An 18,204-nucleotide genomic window follows, 5' to 3' on the forward strand; every position below is an offset into this window, starting at 1 on the left:
TTCCGTTATCCTCACAAAAGCAAGAAGGTCCGGGAAATTGCGAGACTCCTATGGGAGAACAGTACATGGTGAGATCCCGGAGGGCGTCAGCCCGAGGAAGCTCACCGTACGCCCATGGAAAGCGAGTTATTTCCCGGACCTTCAAGCTCTATTCTTAGTAACGGAAACTTCCTGAATATCTCGAACCTGAGCCTTCCACTAAAGGGAGCTTTAGTGGAACGGTTGCTGCTTATATTGTTATTTATGGTGTTAAACATATTTTGTTTTAGTGTGAATGAAGCTGTTTTTAACAATATCTTTATAGTTTTTATGAGGTTTTTATACTAGCACTCATATCTATAGAAGGAACTTCTGCAAAATTATAGAATTATGATGTAAAGAACGTAAAGTATAGACTTATTCGAGCAAGAGAGAAAATTAGAATCTTAGCAAATCAAAAGATAAGGAGCTTCTTACATATGAACCCGATACTTATTAACGTGCCCGAAGAGTTTGAAACAGAACGATTATTTATTAGAATTCCTCGACCAGGCGATGGAAAAGCAGTTTACCAGGCAATGTGTGCCTCTATGAAAGAACTTGTACCCTGGATGCCCTTTGCCCAAAAGGAGCAAACCGAAGAAGAAACAGAAATAAATATAAGAGAAGCTCATATTCGATTTTTACAGCGTGATGATTTAAGGATGCTTGCCTTTTTAAAAGAGACGGGTGAGTTGGTTTGTTCTACAGGATTGCATCGCATGGACTGGGATGTACCCAAATTCGAAATTGGGTATTGGACAGATACTCGCTTTTGTGGAAATGGTTATACTACTGAAGTGGTGGAGGGGCTTGCAAATTTTGCTTTTAATAAACTGAACGCAAAGCGCGTAGAAGTCAGGTGTGACGCTAAAAATATAAGAAGTTTAGCGATTCCGGAAAGACTAGGGTTTAAGCTGGAAGGAACCTTAAGAAATGACGATGTATCTGTAGATGGAAGTGAGCTCAGAGATACATTGATTTACGCTTCTACCACTCCTGTAAAAAATGAAGACCTTTAATGAAAACTATGTTAAACGTAGTTAACAATTTTTCATAAGAGTGTCAACCAAAGAAATTTAACAGGATCTAAGTGTAAAGAAGTGAGAAAGATATAATACCTGTCTCATCTAAGCACAAATTGACCAGAAGATAATCAGGTTACCTGCTACTATCAAGGTAAGGGAGTGAGCAACATGACGTGGGTGGAATCTTTACAAAAAGCGATTGATTATATGGAAGAACATTTAACGGAAAATATCTCAATGGCCGACATTGCGAAGCAAGCAAATATTTCACTGTACCACTTTCAGCGCGCTTTTGCTTTGCTGACAGACATATCCGTCGGTGAATATTTAAGAAGGAGGCGATTGACTCTTGCCGCCCACGATTTATCAAAGAACAACACCAAAGTTATCGATATTGCGTTTAAATATGGTTATGAAACTCCTGAGGCTTTCTCCAAAGCTTTCCGAAGACAACACGGAATTTCTCCGAAGGAAGCACGAACATATGATGGGAAGCTGAAATCTTATAATCGTCTGGTTATCCAGATCAATCTGAAAGGGGCTGAACCTATGCAATACCAAATCGTGGATAAAGAAGAGTTTCAAGTGACTGGGGTTAAAGAAAGTTTTTCGATGATGAATGAAGAGAATCTTGAAGGAATACCGAAGATGTGGCGGAAAGTAAATACTGATGGTACAAGCGACAAACTTTTCGATTTGAACAATGGACCAGTTAAAGGTCTGCTTGGTGTAATCGTCACTGAAAGAGGAAAAGAAGCGAAAAATATGGACTATTGGATTGCTGCAGCTCATAAGGGTGAATCTGAAGGTGAATTAAAAACGTTAACTATCCCAGCTTCAACGTGGGCGATATTTGAGGTTCATGGTGCCATGCCTGATGCTATGCCGTTAGTTTGGAAGAAGATTTATGGTGAATGGTTTCCATCGAGTAGTTATGAGAATGCGTCGTCCCCTTCCATGGAAGTATATCCAGAGGGCGATGCATATCAATCAGATTATTACTCGGAAATTTGGATCCCCATTAAGTGAGTTTTTCATTCAAATAACACGTTCTGTTCACAAGGATGTGTTATTTGTTGAATAATTTATCAATGATTAATCTTTTTCCTTTTTTGTTTATTATAAATCACTTATAGTGTATACATACGCGAAATTGGGTTTGAATATTGAAGGAGGAAATCGCTTGTGATCATTGCGATCATTTTTTTACTATTTGTTTCATTTTTCTTTTCCGGGAGTGAAACTGCATTAACAGCTACTAACAAAATGAGGCTGCAGTCAAAAGCAAATAACAACGATAAAAAGGCAAAAAAACTCCTGGACTTAGTATCAAAGCCAGGAGAATTCATCACGACTATACTTATCGGGAATAACATAGCGAATATTCTGCTTCCAACCTTGGTTACCACCTTGGCGATACAGTATGGATTTAGCGTAGGTCTTGCTTCTGCCATTTTGACAGTCATCATCATTATCTTCTCTGAAGTTATCCCTAAATCAGTGGCTGCTGCCTTTCCAGACAGAATAGCGATGATGGTCTACCCTATAATCAGGTTTTTTGTTATTGTTTTTAAACCGATAACTATCCTGCTTAATTGGCTGACTGGTAGAATTACGAAATTTCTTTCTAAAGGTGAAAGCCAGAGTGTGTCTATATCTAAAGAAGAGCTTCGTACAATGGTGGATATTGCGGACTCAGAGGGAATGTTTAATGAAGCAGAATCGTATAGAATTAAAGGTGTGCTGGACTTTTACAATTTAAATGTGAAAGATGTATTGAAAACTCCCAGAGTTGATGTCGTAGCTCTCCACATCGGTTCTACTTTTGAGGAAGTCAGGGACATCGTGATTCAACATCCATTCACACGGTATCCTATTTATAACGAAGATATTGATGACATAGTCGCAGTATTCCATTCCAAATATTTACTTTCCTGGTCGACCGAACCAAATAAACCCTTCGAAGAATTCTGTGACACCGATCCATTAATTGTCTACGAATTTCACTCTATCGATTGGGTGTTCCGTAAAATGACATTGGAAAAAAAACATATGGCTGTTGTTTTGGATGAGTATGGTGGTACAGAAGGAATCTTATCACATGAAGATGTCATTGAATCTATGATTGGTCTCGAAATTGAAGATGAAATGGATTCAGAGAGCGATACGTTGATTGAGAAGCATACAGAAAATGAAATTATTTGTGATGGTAAAATCACATTGCGTCGTTTAAATTCTCTGTTTGATAGTGAAATCCCAGAAGAAGAAGATGTACTTGCTGGGTATTTGTTAAAAGAATGCAATGATTTCCCTGAAAAAGGAGAAGTAATTGAGAGGTTGAACATGAAATTTAAAGTGTTGGCCCTCGAAGGCCGAATGATTAGGAAAGTCCAAATTATTAAGTGATGAATAATTTATGATGCAGGGGAACCATATAAGTTCCTCTGCATTTTTTTATATCTAAAACTTAAGCTCCCTTATGTTGAAGACTCAGTTTCGAGATGTTTGGACGGTTTCCGTGACTAATAATAGTGGTTGAAGGTCCGGGAAATCACTCGCTTTCCATGGGCGTACAGTGAGCTTCCTCGGGCTAACGCCCTCCGGGATCTCACCTAGTACTGTCATCCCATAGGAGTCTCGCAATTTCCCGGACCTCCTTGCTTTTGTGAGGGTAACGGAAACATCTAATGCAGTCGTTCACTTAAAAAATAACTGCTTTTGAGTGATAACTAGCGAGACTGTGGTATGTAAAAATGTTTTGAACTACCTTAACGGGTAGTTTTTATAACTAAAATGCTATAGACATACCACTGGAGTATAATACTCTCACTATTACTAAGAAGGTTCTTTTTTCAGCGATTTCGAGAAGCACATTCCCCGCCCCCCTGATCCACTAACCAAATGTCTCGAAACCAATTCTTCCGCTATCCTGTCATTTAGTTGAATAACCCTTCTCGATAAATGGTGATCTAGATAATTTACAGTCCATAGTTATGATACAATTTTAAGTAATAATCATATTTTCAGTTCATGTAGATTCAATAGACAAGAAAACAGCTATTTTGGAAGTGATTAAGGTGTCAAAATTACGCGATCTATTAAAGAGTTCTAAACTATTTGGAGGACGAACTCTCAAAACTGGAGTTTCTGTCTTTTTGACTGCACTTATATGCGGTTTTTTTAATTTACCAGTAGTATTTGCAGTGATAACAGCTATTGTAACCATTGAACATACAGCTGCAGACTCTATAAAGAAAGCAGCTGTGAGGTTTCCAGCTTCCGCAATTGGTGCGCTTCTTGCCACGACTTGCTATGCGGTATTTGGTAAAAGTGCTGTCACCTTTGCATTAGCCGCTATGCTCACCATTGCGATCTGCCATAAATTAAAATTGGATGATGGTATACTTGTGGCGACAATTACAGCTACTGCCATGATTCCTGATTTTCAAGATCAATATGTCTTATCATTTTTGAGTAGGCTCGGCACCACATCAATTGGAATTGTCGTCTCTACAGTAGTCAACTATTTCTTGTTACCACCCAATTACTCTCCCCGGATATTCCAAAGTATCAATGACTTATATCAACATGCGGCACAATTGCTTGAGCGCATTATTAGGGAGGATGGAGGTGCGCCGAATGAAAAGTCGAGGAAGATTGGACGATCCTATCGGCAGCTGACAGGTCACTTGGAAAAAACATATCAACTCTCTCAATATCAGAGAGATGAATGGAAGTATCATAGGCATACGAAAGAAGAAATGCTATCTTTCCAATTCGCCCAAAGGAAACTCGGTGCTTTACAGCAAATTGTTTATCATTTAGGTAATCTCCAATATGTTCAGGCCAAGGTTTCGGAATTCGAACAACGGGAGAGTCAGCTTATTAAAGAAGTCACTTTTTCTTATGTAGACATCTTAAAGGATCCTCTTCACTACATGAACGAAGAACACTTCAACAAAGTAAAACGGCTGGACCGATTATTTTGGCAATGGAAAGAAGAACATGTAGAGCAAGATCATCGTTACAGGCAGCATCTTCCCCCACAAACTATTTTAATCTATGAACTGCTTAGTTTTCATGATGTCCTTGAAGAATTGGCTCAAATGTGTAAAGCACAGAAGCAGATTGTTGATCGGTGCTACATTAGGGAATAGTTGAGATTTATATTTGTGGAAGAGGAGTCGATAAGAGTGAACTATCTTTTTATAGACGAAAGCCTTAATGAATATACACCCTCCAAACATCAATGGAGACCGAAATCAGGTTTGTTTAATGTAAAGCCTTATAAAACGAGCTTTCCACTCGAGAAAATCAAAACTCGTTCAGCCTCACTTTGGAGGTATAAAGAAGCCCTGCCTTTTAGCAATAATAAACATTTCTCTTCCTTGACGTTAGGAGAAGGGATGACGCCGCTTGTTTCTTTTAATTCGACAGAGCCTAACTTTCTCATGAAAATGGATTACCTTATGCCGACAGGTTCCTTTAAAGATAGAGGGGCTGCAGTGTTAATCGCAAAAGCTTTGGAGCTGGGAGTCACCTCCGTTATCGCTGACAGCAGCGGGAATGCAGGAACTTCAATAGCGGCTTATTGTGCTCGTGCTAATATGAACTGCCACATTTACGTACCCGATTCAACTTCTCAAAAGAAACTTGGACAGATAGAAGCTCATGGGGCACAAATCCATAAGATTTCCGGGTCACGAGAAGATACAGCGTTGGCAGCCATGAAGGCGGTAGAAGCAGAGCACAAATTTTATGCTAGTCACGTCTACAACCCCTTCTTTTATGAAGGAACAAAAACGTTCGCTTTTGAAATATGGGAACAGCTCGGATTTCAGCTGCCCGATACTGTAGTACTTCCCGTAGGAAACGGTACCCTTCTTTTAGGCGCATTTATTGGTTTTAAAAACCTGAAGGAAGCTGAAGCAACTGATAAAATCCCTAAAATTATAGGGGTCCAAGCAGAAGGATGCGCCCCTATTGCTAAAGGCATTCGAAATAACCTCAATGTGTCAGCAGTAAAAAATAAAGGAACTCAGGCGGAAGGAATTGCAATTGCCGATCCTGCGCGTGGAAATCAAGTGTTAGCTGCTGTGAAAAGCACAGGAGGAACTATCGTTACGGCACCGGAAGAATGCATCGATGCTGCGCAAAAGGAACTGGCTCAAAGAGGCTTCTTCGTTGAGCCGACAACAGCAGCTACTTACGCCGCTTTTAACAAATACCGAGATAGTATAACAACTGTGGATGATGTAATTGTTATGTCATTATGTGGGTCAGGTTTGAAAAAATAAGAAGTATAGCGTTCGAGTTCCTAGTTGAGCTTTTAGTTTTTTTATTTATGTCCATCATTAATACTTTTAAGTATAGCGCTAGATAGCAGCCGATTACAGGATGCTATCTAGCGCATATTCGTGTATTCTGAAGATAGAATGATTTTCGACACTTGTGCCGAAAAGGAAGGGGACATCGTCATATGAATGGGACAATTAAAGTGAAACACTTAGCTAAAACCTTTAAAAAAGGGGATGTGAAAGCTGTAAAGGATGTAAGCTTTGAAGTGAATGAGGGCGAATTCTTTGCTTTCCTTGGTCCGAACGGTGCAGGGAAATCGACGGTCGTCCAGATGCTTACAACATTAATTAACCCTACAGGCGGCGAAGCTTTTGTAGCTGGTTACGATGTAAGCAAGAACCCTGGGGAGGTCAGGCGTCACATCGGTGTCGCTTTACAAGAGACTGGAGTCGACCCCGATCTTACAGGGCGGGAAATGATAGAACTGCAGGCACTCATTTTCGGTTATCAGAAGGAGGAGGCTAAACAAAGAGCTGACGAATTGTTAGATATTGTTCAGCTTCAAGAATCGTCCTCAAGACGGATCGGTAATTATTCCGGGGGGATGAGAAGAAGACTTGACTTGGCATTGACCCTCGTTCATGAACCCAAAATTTTATTTTTAGATGAGCCTACTACTGGGCTGGATCCTTCTAACCGTATTGCTATTTGGAAGGAATTACAGAGGTTGAATAAAGAAAACGGGACGACGATATTTTTAACGACTCAGTACTTAGAAGAAGCTGACTCTCTAGCTGATCGCATCAGTATTATCAATAATGGACTGATTGTAGCATCAGGTACACCACAAGAATTAAAAGCTCAAATCGGTAATGATTTGATTACTCTGACGTTTGCCAAGCAAGAAGACTTAATGAAAGCAAAAAGCGCCTTGGAAGCTGAACTTGAAATGGCAGATATCATTATTCAAAATGATCGATTGAATCTTTATGTGAACGAAGGGAATAAACAGTTGCTGCAGGTGGTTCGTGTGGTAGATCAGTATGGACTTGAGATCGAAACGACTAACTTATCGTCTCCTACACTAGATGATATATTCCTTAAAATAACCAACGAGCCAGAAACAGAAGGGAATGGAAACGATGGGGAATAGCGTATTCAAGGATACTTGGCTGATTACGAAGCGTAACATTACGACTACCCTTCGAAATCCTTTTTCTTTCATCCCGAACCTTGTGATCTCTGCATTCTTCTTGCTTGTTTACGAAGGAGGATTGAGCGGGATTTCAGAGCTTCCGACATTTGAAGGCGCCAATTATCTGGCCTTCATTCTTCCCGTTTCTATCGTTTCCGCTGCAATAGGCGGTGCAGGGGGAGCTGGGCAGGGTATTGTCAAAGACATCGAAAATGGGTTCTTCTCCAGGCTTTTATTAACCCCGGCCTCACGATTAGCTATTGTCCTCGGCCCGATCATTGCGGGAATGCTTCAATTATTCGTCCAGACATTGTTGATTCTGGGAATCGCTTTTTTATTGGGGCTCGAGTCAGCAACCGGTTTTGGAGGGATTTTGTTTGTCATTCTTATTGCAATAGGATGGGGATTGGCTTTTGCCGGTTATTCAGCTGGTGTAGCGCTCCGAACAAAGAATGCCCAGGCGGCCCAGGCGGGTACATTCATCTTTTTTCCGCTTATTTTTCTTAGCACCACGTTTGTACCTTATGAGTTAATCGAAGCTCAATGGCTGAAAGTCGCAGCGACGATCAACCCTACCACTTATATTTTCGAAAGTATGAGAACAGTCTTAATTGATGGATGGCACTTTTGGGATTTGATGCAGGGTGTTTTCGCGATTCTAATTGCCTGCTCGATTACGATAACCTTTGCTGCTGTTTCTGCTAAGAAAGCCGTTTCGCGCGGATAGGCGAGCAGTATATTAAGAATAGATAACATTCGCTCAATAAACACCAATTTTTAACATATTTTTGTAAAAGAAGGTTTCAATACCTCCAAAAAAAGATATATAGTTCCTAAAGGCTTTATGCTGTGCTACGTGCAGGCAGCAAGTCTAGAAGGAGGATGTATCCGTGCGTTACCTTGTCGTTTCAGATATACATGGAGAAATTGATAAATTCGAAAGTTTACTCGCCAAAGCTTCGTATGACCCTGAGAAAGATCAATTGATACTGCTTGGTGATTATGTTGATAGAGGTCCTAATTCAAGAGCAGTTGTGAAAAAGGTTAAACAGCTCGTGGAGGAAGATGGAGCTATAGCCTTAAAGGGAAACCATGATGACCTTTTCATCAGGGCCAAGTACGAAGAAGTAGCCATGGAGCTTTGGAAAATAAATGGAGCGTCCAGTACTATCAAATCGTATGGCAGTAATATCGAAGAAGTGAAAGAACATCAAGAATGGTTAAAAGACAACCTATCGCTTTATTATGAAACAGAAGAGTACATCTTCGTACATGCAGGCTTAGAACCTGGCATTCCAGTAGAGCAGCAAGAGGAAGAAATTATGCTATGGACACGAAACACCGCGAAAGTCGGACTAGGAAAAACCGTGGTCCACGGTCATACTCCAGTCAGAGAAATTTCCTACTATGAAGATCAAGTCGATATTGATACGGGTGCCGTTTATGGAGGTAAACTCACCCTCTTAGAACTGCCTACTCACGAAGTATATACAGTCTCATAGGATTAGACCGAGAGAAGAAGACGCGATAAATCTATATCGCGTCTTCTTCTCGTCCGGTCGATTGGAAAGAAATTTACTGGGAGGACCTTCGTTTCTTAACCGACTGCAACTTTTAACTCACTTAAACCTCTCAGTAAAAAGACGTGTTGCCAGCGTGGATGGGAATCGTACAAACGTATGTCAGGGAAAGTGGTTAATAGTTTTTTTATCGCAACGTTTCCTTCTAAACGAGCGAGTGGAGCTCCCAGACAAAAATGGATACCGTAGCCGAAAGCGATATGTGGATTCTGGCTTCGTGTAATATCAAATGTCTCCGCATTTTCGAATTTATCTTCGTCACGGTTAGCAGAACTTAAAGAAGCGAGAACGAGATCTCCCCTCCGAATCGTTCTCCCGTGGAAGTCAACGTCAGCTTCTGCCCATCGGGCGGTCGAAAAGTCGACTGGACTATAATAGCGAAGGCCTTCTTCAATGGCGGCATCTGTAAAAGTCAAATCGGCTTGTAATTTCTCAAGTTGTTCAGGGTTTTCGAACAGAGCCAGCATCGTATTGCCAATAAGGTTTACAGTTGTTTCATGGCCCGCAATGATAAGGAGCACAATCATCGAATATAACTCTTCACGATTTAGTTGATCACCTTCCTCTTCTGCCTGCAGCAAACTTGAGATTAAATCATCTTGCGGATTCAATTTACGCTCGTCAAACAGCTGTTTCAAGTAATTAAGGAAATCTTCTGTATCCTGGATGAAGTCAGCCTCTAAATTATCAGCGGCAGAAAGAATAGTATGGGACCACTTTCTGAATTTGTTCCGATCTTCAGCTGGAACACCAAGCAATTCGCTGATCACAATGATCGGCAGTGGAAACGCAAAATCCTCGATTAGATCGATAGCTCCTTCTTTTCTACTCATATCTGCTAGAAGTTGATCCGCTATCTCGCTGATTCTAGGTTCCAACTCTTTTATTTTCTTTGGGTTAAAATAAGGCTGCACCAACTTGCGAAGTCTAGTGTGGTCCGGCGGATCTACGTCAAGCATCATATTTTGAAAGACCGAAGTAATGAGATCGGGCTCTTCGGATGAGGAATGCTCCATAAATTTACTTTGATCCTTAATAAAACTCTTCGATTTCAGCAATTCTTTGACATGGTCATACTTTGTAACGATCCAGGATGTCTGTTCACCGGTTTGTGACATAGGAAAAATTGGCTCAAGACTTCGTAATTGTTTATAAAAAGGATAAGCACCGACTTTGAAATTGGAATGGTAGACTGTTTCGGTAGTTTCCAATGTAAATGTCCCCCTGTACTCATTTTGACTGGCTGGTCAATCTGATTAAAGTATATAGAAAAAGGTAAAAACTCTCAAATTTTAAAGAAATACTTTCCAATCGGACACAATGAAATGATAAAGTAGATGATAACAAAGATGGAATAGGAGACAACTATGGATATTAGACATTTGAAGTATTTTATAGAAGTTTCAAAGTTCAACAGTTTTACGAGGGCTGCCGATCATTTGTTCATTTCCCAGCCTACAATAAGTAAAATGATAAAGAATTTAGAAGAAGAGCTCGGGGTCGACCTTTTTGAACGTTCGAGGAAGCAGCTCACTCTTACAGACGCCGGGCGGGTTATATTAGATCAAGCTCAAACGATTGATAAAGCATTCAATAACCTTCAGACTGAGCTGGATGATTTACTAGGGTTACAAAAAGGACATATCCGCATCGGTCTACCGCCAATTATGGATGCTGACCACTTTATTAATATACTAGGCGAGTTTCATCAACTCTATCCAAATATCACCTTCCAGCTGGTAGAAAACGGGGCGAAGAAAATTGAAGAGGGTATACGTGAGGAGAATCTGGACGCAGGTATTACGGTGCTTCCGACAGAAGAAGAGGATTTTCATTACTTTTCTTTTATGAGGGAGGAGTTAAGAGTTGTCGTTCCGCCTACTCATAAACTAGCAGACCGGAAACAGATAAGGCTTGAAGAATTGAAGGATGAACAAATGATTCTATTTAATAAAGATTTTGCATTAAACGACCGGATAACAGCTGCGTGTAAGGAGGCGGGTTTTTTGCCGAAAGTCGTGTCGGAAAGTTCTCAATGGGATTTCATAGGAAAAATGATCGCAGCAAAGCTAGGATTGTCGATTTTACCTTACAGTGTCTCTGAACTGCTCAAAGAAGACGTAAGAACAATAAAAATTATAAAACCAAAGATTGAATGGGATTTGGCGATTATTTGGAGAAAAAATCATTATTTATCTTACGCTGCCAAAGAGTGGCTGACATTCACTCAGGAACGGCTGACCATTGGAAGCACCCCATAGAGGTGCTTTTTTTTATGGGGATTATTACAATAACATGCCAGTAAAGCATGGTTGTAAGCAGTTTCATAGATTTTATCTATACTGGCTATGATATATAGCTATTTCACTTTCACAAGAGCGGCTTATACACTTGTTGTATAGCACGTATTCCAGTGAAAGAAAGGAACTATGCATGATGTCAGAAATTAAAAGACCAAAAGAAAGTTTAATCGTGAATACAGATCAAGTGATGATCAATGATCTAAATAATTACAACACGCTGTTCGGTGGAGTGTTAATGAAAAAGCTTGATAATAATGCGACGCTCTCAGCGCGACGGCATTCCAGAGTAAAAGAATGTGTAACGGCTTCTACTGATTCGATTGATTTTTTATATCCAATCACTCAATCAGATTCCGTCTGTGTGGAATCGTTTGTTTCTTATACCGGCAGCAAGTCTATGGAGATATTCTGCAAGGTGATCGCTGAAGATATGATTTCTGGAGAACGTCGAATGGCTGCGACAGCGTTCTTGACATTTGTTGCCCTTGATGAAGATAAAAAACCGACAAAGGTTCCTGAAATTTCACCAGAAACGGAAGAAGAGCAATTTCTTTATAAGTCTGGTAAAGAGCGCGCAGAAACTCGTAGAATTCGAAGAAAGCATAGTAAGGAATTGACGAAAATGATCCAACTGGAGAAACCTTGGGAAAAAGGAGACCTAATCTATGACGACTATGTTAGCGGGATTAAATGATATTTATACAGCTCAAGAAGATTTAGCACAATTGAAAGGGGAGCATGAAGGCCTCTATGAACAACTCCACCATGTAGTCAGTCTGACGAGACAGCTTCAAATCAAGTATGGGTATATGGGAGCGTTGTTAAGAGACGAAGATCTCCCAGCGTATGAACCTAAGTTTGTGAGGGATTCGATTCTAAGTCTTTATCAACAGGAAGTACAAAACTTAAAAGACCATAAAGAAATCCAGCAGGTAAAAAATTTAATGAAAAGACATCGTAAAGTAGGAGATTCCAAGTTGTTTCTCTTAATTCTCGGTACTAAACCAGAACTGCTGCAAGGATCAACGATTATGAAATGAAGAAAGCAGTACCTGTAAACTCAGGTACTGCTTTCTTTTTAGGAGTGGGAAAGTTGTTTCATCGCTTCAGTAACAGGGACATATTCATAGTCCAGGTCATGAGCTACAGCTTTATACGTAAGTTTTCCATTCATGACATTTACACCTTTTTCAATGGCTTCATTATCTTCCACAGCGTTATAGACGCCTTTGTTTGCAATTTGCAATGCGTAAGGAATCGTCACGTTAGTTAAGGCAATAGTCGCTGTGCGAGGTACGGCCCCCGGGATATTAGCGACAGCATAATGAAGGACACCGTGTTTTTCATAAATAGGCTGATCATGCGTAGTAATATGGTCTACGGTTTCAAAGTTACCTCCTTGGTCGATGGCAACGTCTACAATCACGGACCCGGGATTCATAGATTTTACCATATCTTCCGTGACAAGTTTGGGTGCTTTAGCTCCTGGGATCAGCACTGCACCTACGACGAGGTCGGAATGCTTAACTGCTTCTGAAATGTTGTAAGGGTTAGACATGAGAGTCTGGACGTCTGCTCCGAACAAATCATCCAATTCGCGCAAGCGAGAAGGATTCAAATCGATGATGGTCACTTGTGCACCTAGACCGACAGCAATTTTTGCTGCGTTTGTTCCCACAATGCCTCCGCCGATAATCGTTACTTTTCCACGTGTCACTCCAGGTACTCCACTTAAGAGGATTCCTTTACCGCCAAATGACTTTTCTAAATATTGAGCACCAATTTGTGAAGCCATTCGTCCAGCAACTTCGCTCATAGGAGTTAGTAAAGGAAGGGCGTTGTTTACGCTGACGGTCTCGTAAGCGATGGCTGTTACTTGCTTCTCAACTAAAGCTTTGGCCAGTTCGGGTTCTGCAGCCAGATGCAAGTATGTAAACAAGATCAATCCTTTTCGGAAATATCCATATTCTGCTGGAAGAGGCTCTTTAACTTTCATGACCATTTCAGCACTGCCCCATAATTTTGAAGCGCTTTCAATTATAGTGGCTCCTGAATTCAAATATTCTTCATCCGTAAAGTTGCTGCCAAGACCAGCTTCAGTTTCTACAAGCACAGTGTGGCCCGCTTTCACTAAATTCACTACACCAGAAGGCGTGATAGCAACCCGGTTTTCATTATTTTTGATTTCCTTTGGAACACCAATGATCATGTTGTTTTCCACCTTTCATTCAATCAAGTTAATGAAAGTATATCCTGTTCTATTACAATTTTGTTTAGGGAGAATATAAAAAAGGAACGAGATGATTTGTGTAAAATCACAAATCATCTCGTTCCATGTCGTGAATAAGTAAATCCAAATACAATGTAGTCTTTAGATTATTATCCTTCAGGTCGATTTGACTTATTTCTTTTATTCGTTTTAAGCGATAATTCATCGTATTTGTATGAATGTGCATGTGTTTTGCGGCTGAATGGACATTACTGTTATGGATCAGAAAAGCTTTCAGCGTGTAAACTAACTCGCTTTTATTGGTTCGATCGTAATCATATAATCTTTCAAGATAGATGTTATGGTATTGCTCTCGACTGCGAAGAGAAGCTAACTCGTTGATAAATTGAAAGACTCCGAGTTCTTGATAATTAGAGGTGTTTTGTAATTCTGTTGAAAATTGTTCCTTTAATTCCAGTACTTTTAACGCTTGCTTATAGCTGTCCGTAATATTTTCGGGGGATTGATATACAATGCCGAATGATCCTTTGACCGCTTTTACTTGAAGCCTTTCTCTCATTTTTGTCATGAAGTCATGAATGAACGTATTACACAGGTGAGTGGCATCTTCATAAGCATCGGCACGGATAAGTAATATCAGCCGGTTCTCATCGAATAGACGACTGACGACTCTCGTTTGCTGCAGGGTTTCTGTTAAGTAATAGGCATGGCGTTCTATCGTCGGGTTCATGTACTCATCGAATTCAAATACTGCAACACATAATTGGCCTGACATTTTTACACCAAAGCGTTTTGCGTGCCGCATGATTTCTGAATGGTCACGAAGAGTGCCCGTAAGCAGCTGCCAGAAAAATTCTTTTTTATCTTCATCAGATTTATTTTTCTTTGCTTGATGATGGAGCAGCTGATGACTCACGAGCTTAGCAGCATCTTTAATTTGCTGTAAATGATGGCTGGTTACTTCGACTTCATCGGCTTGCGCCCAGATGAAGCCTAAAAGCGTTCTATTTTTACGAACGGAAACAGCGATACGGTTGCCAAGACCGATCTCCTTGATCGAAGCGACAATGATTGGCTCACCGCTTTTGAACAGCTTCGACATTACTCCGTGTTTCCATAAACTGTTGATGACTTTCTCGGGAACTTTGCGCCTCATAATGGTAGCACTTCTAGCTTCATCTACATTTTCCTCATGTTTACTATAGGAAACGATACGATGATTGGCATCCTCGATGGTTATGGGAAAACCAATAATATGAGCTATTCGGTCTGCCAATCCTTCCGGAGAATCGAACTTTTCATCTATAAGGTCTGCTTGGAATTGTGAATGACTCATGCAAGTGCTCCTTTATTACATAGATAATATTATTTTATCATGGTTGCCAAACTCGAAAAACTTTAATTCTCATATGGTTTTGGAAAGGAAAGGGGGGGCAGTTAATGAAAGCTCCTGTTATTGATTATAAGACGAACAATATTTTAAAAGTAATGAATTAGGATAGTAAGGAAAAAAGTTTTGGAAGTCTAGTTAAACTTCATCATTATAAGGGAATAGTATAGATAACAGAATTTCCAAAAGGTGGATGGTTACTTTTATGACTACAACTTATATGAGGCAGTTGGATAAAATGGGGCGTTTAGTGATCCCAAAAGAAATTCGAGATGAACTTTCATTAAAGGATCAGCATCTAAGCATGAAGCCGCTAAAAAGTGGCCAAGGCCTAAGGGTACTTAAAGAGAATTCTTCTGAAGACCCTAAGATACTGGACCGCTACGGGCGGCTTGTTGTCCCTATTGAATTGAGACAGGAACTCGGCTGGGATGTAGGGAAAAAGATTGAAATCAACGTATCAAATAATGAAGTTGTTTTAAATGGAAAATTCGAAGTATGCGAAATATGCGGTAAAGATGAATCGCTTATCAAAGTTAAAACTAATTACCTCTGTGAAGATTGTTTGAGTGAAGCAAATCAAGGTTTTGTTCAAAGGTGGGCTTCGCAGCTGAATTCACTTAAAGATGATTATGTAAGTTATACGGAGCGTTTATTGGACTTCAAAGATCCAGAGGATGTCCACCAAGCAAGAGTAGTGGGCCGCCGCATAGAGGCTTTGCTGAAATTCTTAAATGTATCGTCCAAGCATAAAATTCTAGATACATTGACAGAAGCCCATAGCCAATTGGGCGAAATTAGAGAGCGGGACGTCTTGATTGAGGCATTTAAAAAGCATGCAGAAGAGAGTGATGATGAAAAAAAAGCAGAGGTATTCGCTCAAATTCATCAACGTGTTGAAAATAAAAGAGAAAAATATCGGGATAAACTGGATCGAAAACTTCCTAAGCTTGTTAATAATAAATTTTCAGACCAATGGAACAAATTTATCGAGGAAGAGCTGCCTGCTTATGTACTGCCGTTGAAAGTAGAGGAACGATTAGAATATTATGAGAAATCATTCGATCAAAAGGCAGAACTATTCTCTGAAGTATTCAAAGAAAAAGGGGCTGCATCTAATAAAAGCCTGGACTCTTTACATGCAGTAAGAATTAGTTCAAAGTACCTTCGTTATATTTATCGGTATCTTAATCAAATGTATAGGGAGAATTATAAGGCTAAAGCGGACCACTATGAAGATATTCAGGATCAGTTTGGCGATATTAATGACTTAAAAGACTGGCTGGATGAAATCGACAATCATGCAGATAAGATAGATGCGAAGAAAAAGCATGTGAAGGCTGTGAAAAGGGAGTTCAAGGATGAATTGGAGAATAGAATGAATGAAGTGAATTTAGAAAAAATTCATAGTTAAAGGGTTGAGCAGTTCCATAAGGGGCTGCTTTTTTTGTGCTTTTAACTTCATTGGAAGCATTCTTCTTCTCTCTCACTGTAATCATCTATCACACTTCTAGGCAGGGGCACATATGATTTTGTTAAAGAGGTGGTGAAGAATGAGGGAGAAACATATTGCTCAAATACATGATCCCATTGCGGTTGAACAAGAAGAATGGAGAAAGAGGCAGATTAGGAACAGGTTCAAACAAATCCTCACCATATCTTCGCCTATTTTCATCTTGTTACTTTGGGAGTTATTATCAAGAACTGGCTTAATCGATGCGAGGTTCTTTCCGCCACCGACGAAAATAGTTGGAACCTTTATTATGATGGGCACAAGCGGTGAATTATTCAGCCATATCGGCATATCTTTATACAGGATTTTCGCAGGATTTCTATTAGGCGTCATTCCTGCCATTATTTTGGGGTTAATTATGGGCCTGTATTCACCTATACGTCATTTCTTATCTCCGCTTATCATGGCGCTCATGCCAATTCCAACTCTTGCACTTCTTCCTATCATCATCATCATCTTTGGAGTAGGAGAAGTTTCAAAGGTTGTCACGATTGCGGGAAGTGTTTTTTTTCCTGTCATCATCAATACCGTGGCTGGAGTTGTTAACATAGATCGTATTTATCTGGATGTGGCTAAAAACTATGGAGCAGATTCAAAGAATTTTTTCTTTAAAATTGCTTTGCCCGGCTCGCTCCCCGTTATGTTAGAAGGTATTCAAATGGGGCAGGCGATTGCCCTTTTAACGATAGTAGCTGCAGAGATGATGGGCGCGAATTCAGGAATAGGTTACTTAATATGGACATCGTATAAAGCATTTTTACTACAGGAGATGTACGTGGGTCTCGTGCTTATATCATTCTTTGGATATTTATTCTCACTTATTCTAAGGGGATTCCAGAATAAGCTATTGCCATGGAGGTGATGAGGTGGCAGCAAAGATTTCGATCCGTGATTTAACCAAGGTCTTTTATAAAAAGGGAAGCAGTATGACCGCTCTGCAAAATGTATCCATCGATGTGCAGGATGGAGAGTTCGTGTGTTTCATCGGTCCGAGCGGATGTGGGAAAACAACACTTCTCCGCATTCTAGCAGATTTAGAGACGCCTAGTACTGGAGATTTCACCATTGCCCGCGAGAAAGAGGATCGTCCATTACAATCCATGGTATTTCAGGAAAAGGGCGTAATCCCCTGGCTGACCGTTGAAGAGAATGTCGCTTTTGGACTGAAGATGAGACACCTTCCTAAAAATATCATTAAGGAGCGTACCTCTTATTATCTCAATAAAGTCGGCTTGGATAAGTTCGCCAAAATTTATCCTAAAGATCTGTCTGGAGGTATGAAACAGCGGGTGAGCATTGCCCGTGCATTCGCCAACGATCCGGAAATTTTATTGATGGATGAACCCTTCGCTGCATTAGATGAGCAGAACAAATTCATCCTTCAAGAAGAGCTTTTAAATATTTGGTCAGAAACGAAAAAAACCGTTCTTTTTATTACGCACAGTATTGATGAAGCCTTGCTCCTTAGTGATCGGATCCTATTGATGAGCTCACAGCCTGGAAGAATCATCGACGAAAAAGTGATTGATCTGCCCAGGCCTAGAAACATGGAGCAAGTAAGAGCAGATCCAAAGATGGCTCATCACTTCAGTGACATATGGAACCACCTCCATGATGAAGTGCAAAATTCGAGAGAGTAGAAGGTAAGA

Annotated in this window: 17 protein-coding genes; 14 read left to right on the forward strand and 3 right to left on the reverse strand. The window is 40.2% G+C overall.

Annotated elements, in window-relative coordinates; translation table 11 throughout:
• Window positions 1-458 precede the first annotated feature (458 nt).
• The 8 genes from LF817_RS11760 to LF817_RS11795 all read left to right on the forward strand — a co-directional run bounded on the left by LF817_RS11760 (window position 459) and on the right by LF817_RS11795 (window position 9,041).
• Window positions 459-1,040: a GNAT family N-acetyltransferase gene (locus LF817_RS11760; protein WP_253936017.1), complete on the forward strand. Its 582-nt coding sequence runs from the start codon at window positions 459-461 to the stop codon at window positions 1,038-1,040.
• A gap of 174 nt (window positions 1,041-1,214) precedes the next feature.
• Window positions 1,215-2,075 carry an AraC family transcriptional regulator gene (locus LF817_RS11765; RefSeq protein ID WP_253936018.1) on the forward strand — a complete coding sequence of 287 codons (861 nt, stop codon included), beginning with the start codon at window positions 1,215-1,217 and terminating at the stop codon, window positions 2,073-2,075.
• 156 nt (window positions 2,076-2,231) lie between these two features.
• Window positions 2,232-3,452 carry a hemolysin family protein gene (locus LF817_RS11770; RefSeq protein ID WP_253936019.1) on the forward strand — a complete coding sequence of 407 codons (1,221 nt, stop codon included), beginning with the start codon at window positions 2,232-2,234 and terminating at the stop codon, window positions 3,450-3,452.
• Between the two features lie 671 nt (window positions 3,453-4,123).
• Window positions 4,124-5,203 (forward strand): FUSC family protein, encoded by a 1,080-nt coding sequence (locus tag LF817_RS11775; RefSeq protein WP_253936020.1) that lies wholly within the window; start codon window positions 4,124-4,126, stop codon window positions 5,201-5,203.
• 36 nt (window positions 5,204-5,239) lie between these two features.
• Window positions 5,240-6,343: a threonine synthase gene (gene thrC, locus LF817_RS11780; RefSeq protein ID WP_253936021.1), complete on the forward strand. Its 1,104-nt coding sequence runs from the start codon at window positions 5,240-5,242 to the stop codon at window positions 6,341-6,343.
• Between the two features lie 182 nt (window positions 6,344-6,525).
• Window positions 6,526-7,497 (forward strand): ATP-binding cassette domain-containing protein, encoded by a 972-nt coding sequence (locus LF817_RS11785; RefSeq protein ID WP_253936022.1) that lies wholly within the window; start codon window positions 6,526-6,528, stop codon window positions 7,495-7,497.
• Window positions 7,487-8,266, forward strand: coding sequence for an ABC transporter permease (locus LF817_RS11790; RefSeq protein ID WP_253936023.1), 780 nt, complete (start codon window positions 7,487-7,489; stop codon window positions 8,264-8,266). Before LF817_RS11785 ends, LF817_RS11790 begins: the two co-directional genes overlap by 11 nt.
• Window positions 8,267-8,429: 163 nt before the next feature.
• The gene (locus tag LF817_RS11795; RefSeq protein WP_253936024.1) at window positions 8,430-9,041 is read left to right on the forward strand and encodes a metallophosphoesterase family protein; all 612 of its coding nucleotides are present in this window, start codon (window positions 8,430-8,432) and stop codon (window positions 9,039-9,041) included.
• A 95-nt stretch (window positions 9,042-9,136) separates the two neighbouring features.
• On the opposite strand, the gene LF817_RS11800 is transcribed toward LF817_RS11795, so the two are convergent.
• A complete protein-coding gene (locus tag LF817_RS11800) occupies window positions 9,137-10,330 on the reverse strand; it encodes a cytochrome P450 family protein (RefSeq protein ID WP_253936025.1) in 1,194 nt (397 codons plus the stop codon).
• 156 nt (window positions 10,331-10,486) lie between these two features.
• Between LF817_RS11800 and cidR the strand changes: the two genes are divergently transcribed.
• The 3 genes from cidR (at window position 10,487) to LF817_RS11815 (ending at window position 12,462) form a co-directional block, all read left to right on the forward strand.
• Window positions 10,487-11,380 carry a cidABC operon transcriptional activator CidR gene (cidR, locus tag LF817_RS11805; protein ID WP_253936026.1) on the forward strand — a complete coding sequence of 298 codons (894 nt, stop codon included), beginning with the start codon at window positions 10,487-10,489 and terminating at the stop codon, window positions 11,378-11,380.
• Between the two features lie 175 nt (window positions 11,381-11,555).
• Entirely contained in the window at window positions 11,556-12,116 is a 561-nt protein-coding gene (locus LF817_RS11810; protein WP_253936027.1) for an acyl-CoA thioesterase, read from the forward strand.
• A complete protein-coding gene (locus LF817_RS11815) occupies window positions 12,088-12,462 on the forward strand; it encodes a hypothetical protein (RefSeq protein WP_253936028.1) in 375 nt (124 codons plus the stop codon). Before LF817_RS11810 ends, LF817_RS11815 begins: the two co-directional genes overlap by 29 nt.
• Before the next feature lie 38 nt (window positions 12,463-12,500).
• On the opposite strand, the gene ald is transcribed toward LF817_RS11815, so the two are convergent.
• Window positions 12,501-13,631, reverse strand: a complete 1,131-nt coding sequence (gene ald, locus LF817_RS11820; protein ID WP_253936029.1) for an alanine dehydrogenase — start codon at window positions 13,629-13,631, stop codon at window positions 12,501-12,503.
• Between the two features lie 106 nt (window positions 13,632-13,737).
• Window positions 13,738-14,988: a PucR family transcriptional regulator gene (locus LF817_RS11825; RefSeq protein WP_253936030.1), complete on the reverse strand. Its 1,251-nt coding sequence runs from the start codon at window positions 14,986-14,988 to the stop codon at window positions 13,738-13,740.
• A gap of 259 nt (window positions 14,989-15,247) precedes the next feature.
• Here LF817_RS11825 and LF817_RS11830 point away from each other — a divergent pair, with 259 nt between their 5' ends.
• The 3 genes from LF817_RS11830 to LF817_RS11840 all read left to right on the forward strand — a co-directional run bounded on the left by LF817_RS11830 (window position 15,248) and on the right by LF817_RS11840 (window position 18,195).
• The gene (locus tag LF817_RS11830; RefSeq protein ID WP_253936031.1) at window positions 15,248-16,456 is read left to right on the forward strand and encodes a CHAD domain-containing protein; all 1,209 of its coding nucleotides are present in this window, start codon (window positions 15,248-15,250) and stop codon (window positions 16,454-16,456) included.
• A 139-nt stretch (window positions 16,457-16,595) separates the two neighbouring features.
• The gene (locus tag LF817_RS11835; protein WP_253936032.1) at window positions 16,596-17,417 is read left to right on the forward strand and encodes an ABC transporter permease; all 822 of its coding nucleotides are present in this window, start codon (window positions 16,596-16,598) and stop codon (window positions 17,415-17,417) included.
• A 64-nt stretch (window positions 17,418-17,481) separates the two neighbouring features.
• The gene (locus LF817_RS11840; protein WP_253936134.1) at window positions 17,482-18,195 is read left to right on the forward strand and encodes an ABC transporter ATP-binding protein; all 714 of its coding nucleotides are present in this window, start codon (window positions 17,482-17,484) and stop codon (window positions 18,193-18,195) included.
• The last annotated feature ends 9 nt before the right edge of the window (window positions 18,196-18,204 follow it).

Origin of the sequence: Halobacillus sp. A1, from assembly GCF_024189295.1 — a bacterium.
Lineage (GTDB): Bacteria > Bacillota > Bacilli > Bacillales > Halobacillaceae > Halobacillus_A.

Bases quoted from the DNA above. Each gene is read 5' to 3' on its own strand.
- LF817_RS11840 (WP_253936134.1), top strand. From the start codon at position 17,482: ATGACCGCTCTGCAAAATGTATCCATCGATGTGCAGGATGGAGAGTTC.
- LF817_RS11830 (WP_253936031.1), top strand. From the start codon at position 15,248: ATGACTACAACTTATATGAGGCAGTTGGATAAAATGGGGCGTTTAGTG.
- LF817_RS11810 (WP_253936027.1), top strand. From the start codon at position 11,556: ATGTCAGAAATTAAAAGACCAAAAGAAAGTTTAATCGTGAATACAGAT.
- LF817_RS11765 (WP_253936018.1), top strand. From the start codon at position 1,215: ATGACGTGGGTGGAATCTTTACAAAAAGCGATTGATTATATGGAAGAA.
- ald (WP_253936029.1), bottom strand. From the start codon at position 13,631: ATGATCATTGGTGTTCCAAAGGAAATCAAAAATAATGAAAACCGGGTT.
- LF817_RS11815 (WP_253936028.1), top strand. From the start codon at position 12,088: ATGACGACTATGTTAGCGGGATTAAATGATATTTATACAGCTCAAGAA.
- LF817_RS11785 (WP_253936022.1), top strand. From the start codon at position 6,526: ATGAATGGGACAATTAAAGTGAAACACTTAGCTAAAACCTTTAAAAAA.
- LF817_RS11835 (WP_253936032.1), top strand. From the start codon at position 16,596: ATGAGGGAGAAACATATTGCTCAAATACATGATCCCATTGCGGTTGAA.
- LF817_RS11790 (WP_253936023.1), top strand. From the start codon at position 7,487: ATGGGGAATAGCGTATTCAAGGATACTTGGCTGATTACGAAGCGTAAC.
- LF817_RS11760 (WP_253936017.1), top strand. From the start codon at position 459: ATGAACCCGATACTTATTAACGTGCCCGAAGAGTTTGAAACAGAACGA.
- cidR (WP_253936026.1), top strand. From the start codon at position 10,487: ATGGATATTAGACATTTGAAGTATTTTATAGAAGTTTCAAAGTTCAAC.
- LF817_RS11825 (WP_253936030.1), bottom strand. From the start codon at position 14,988: ATGAGTCATTCACAATTCCAAGCAGACCTTATAGATGAAAAGTTCGAT.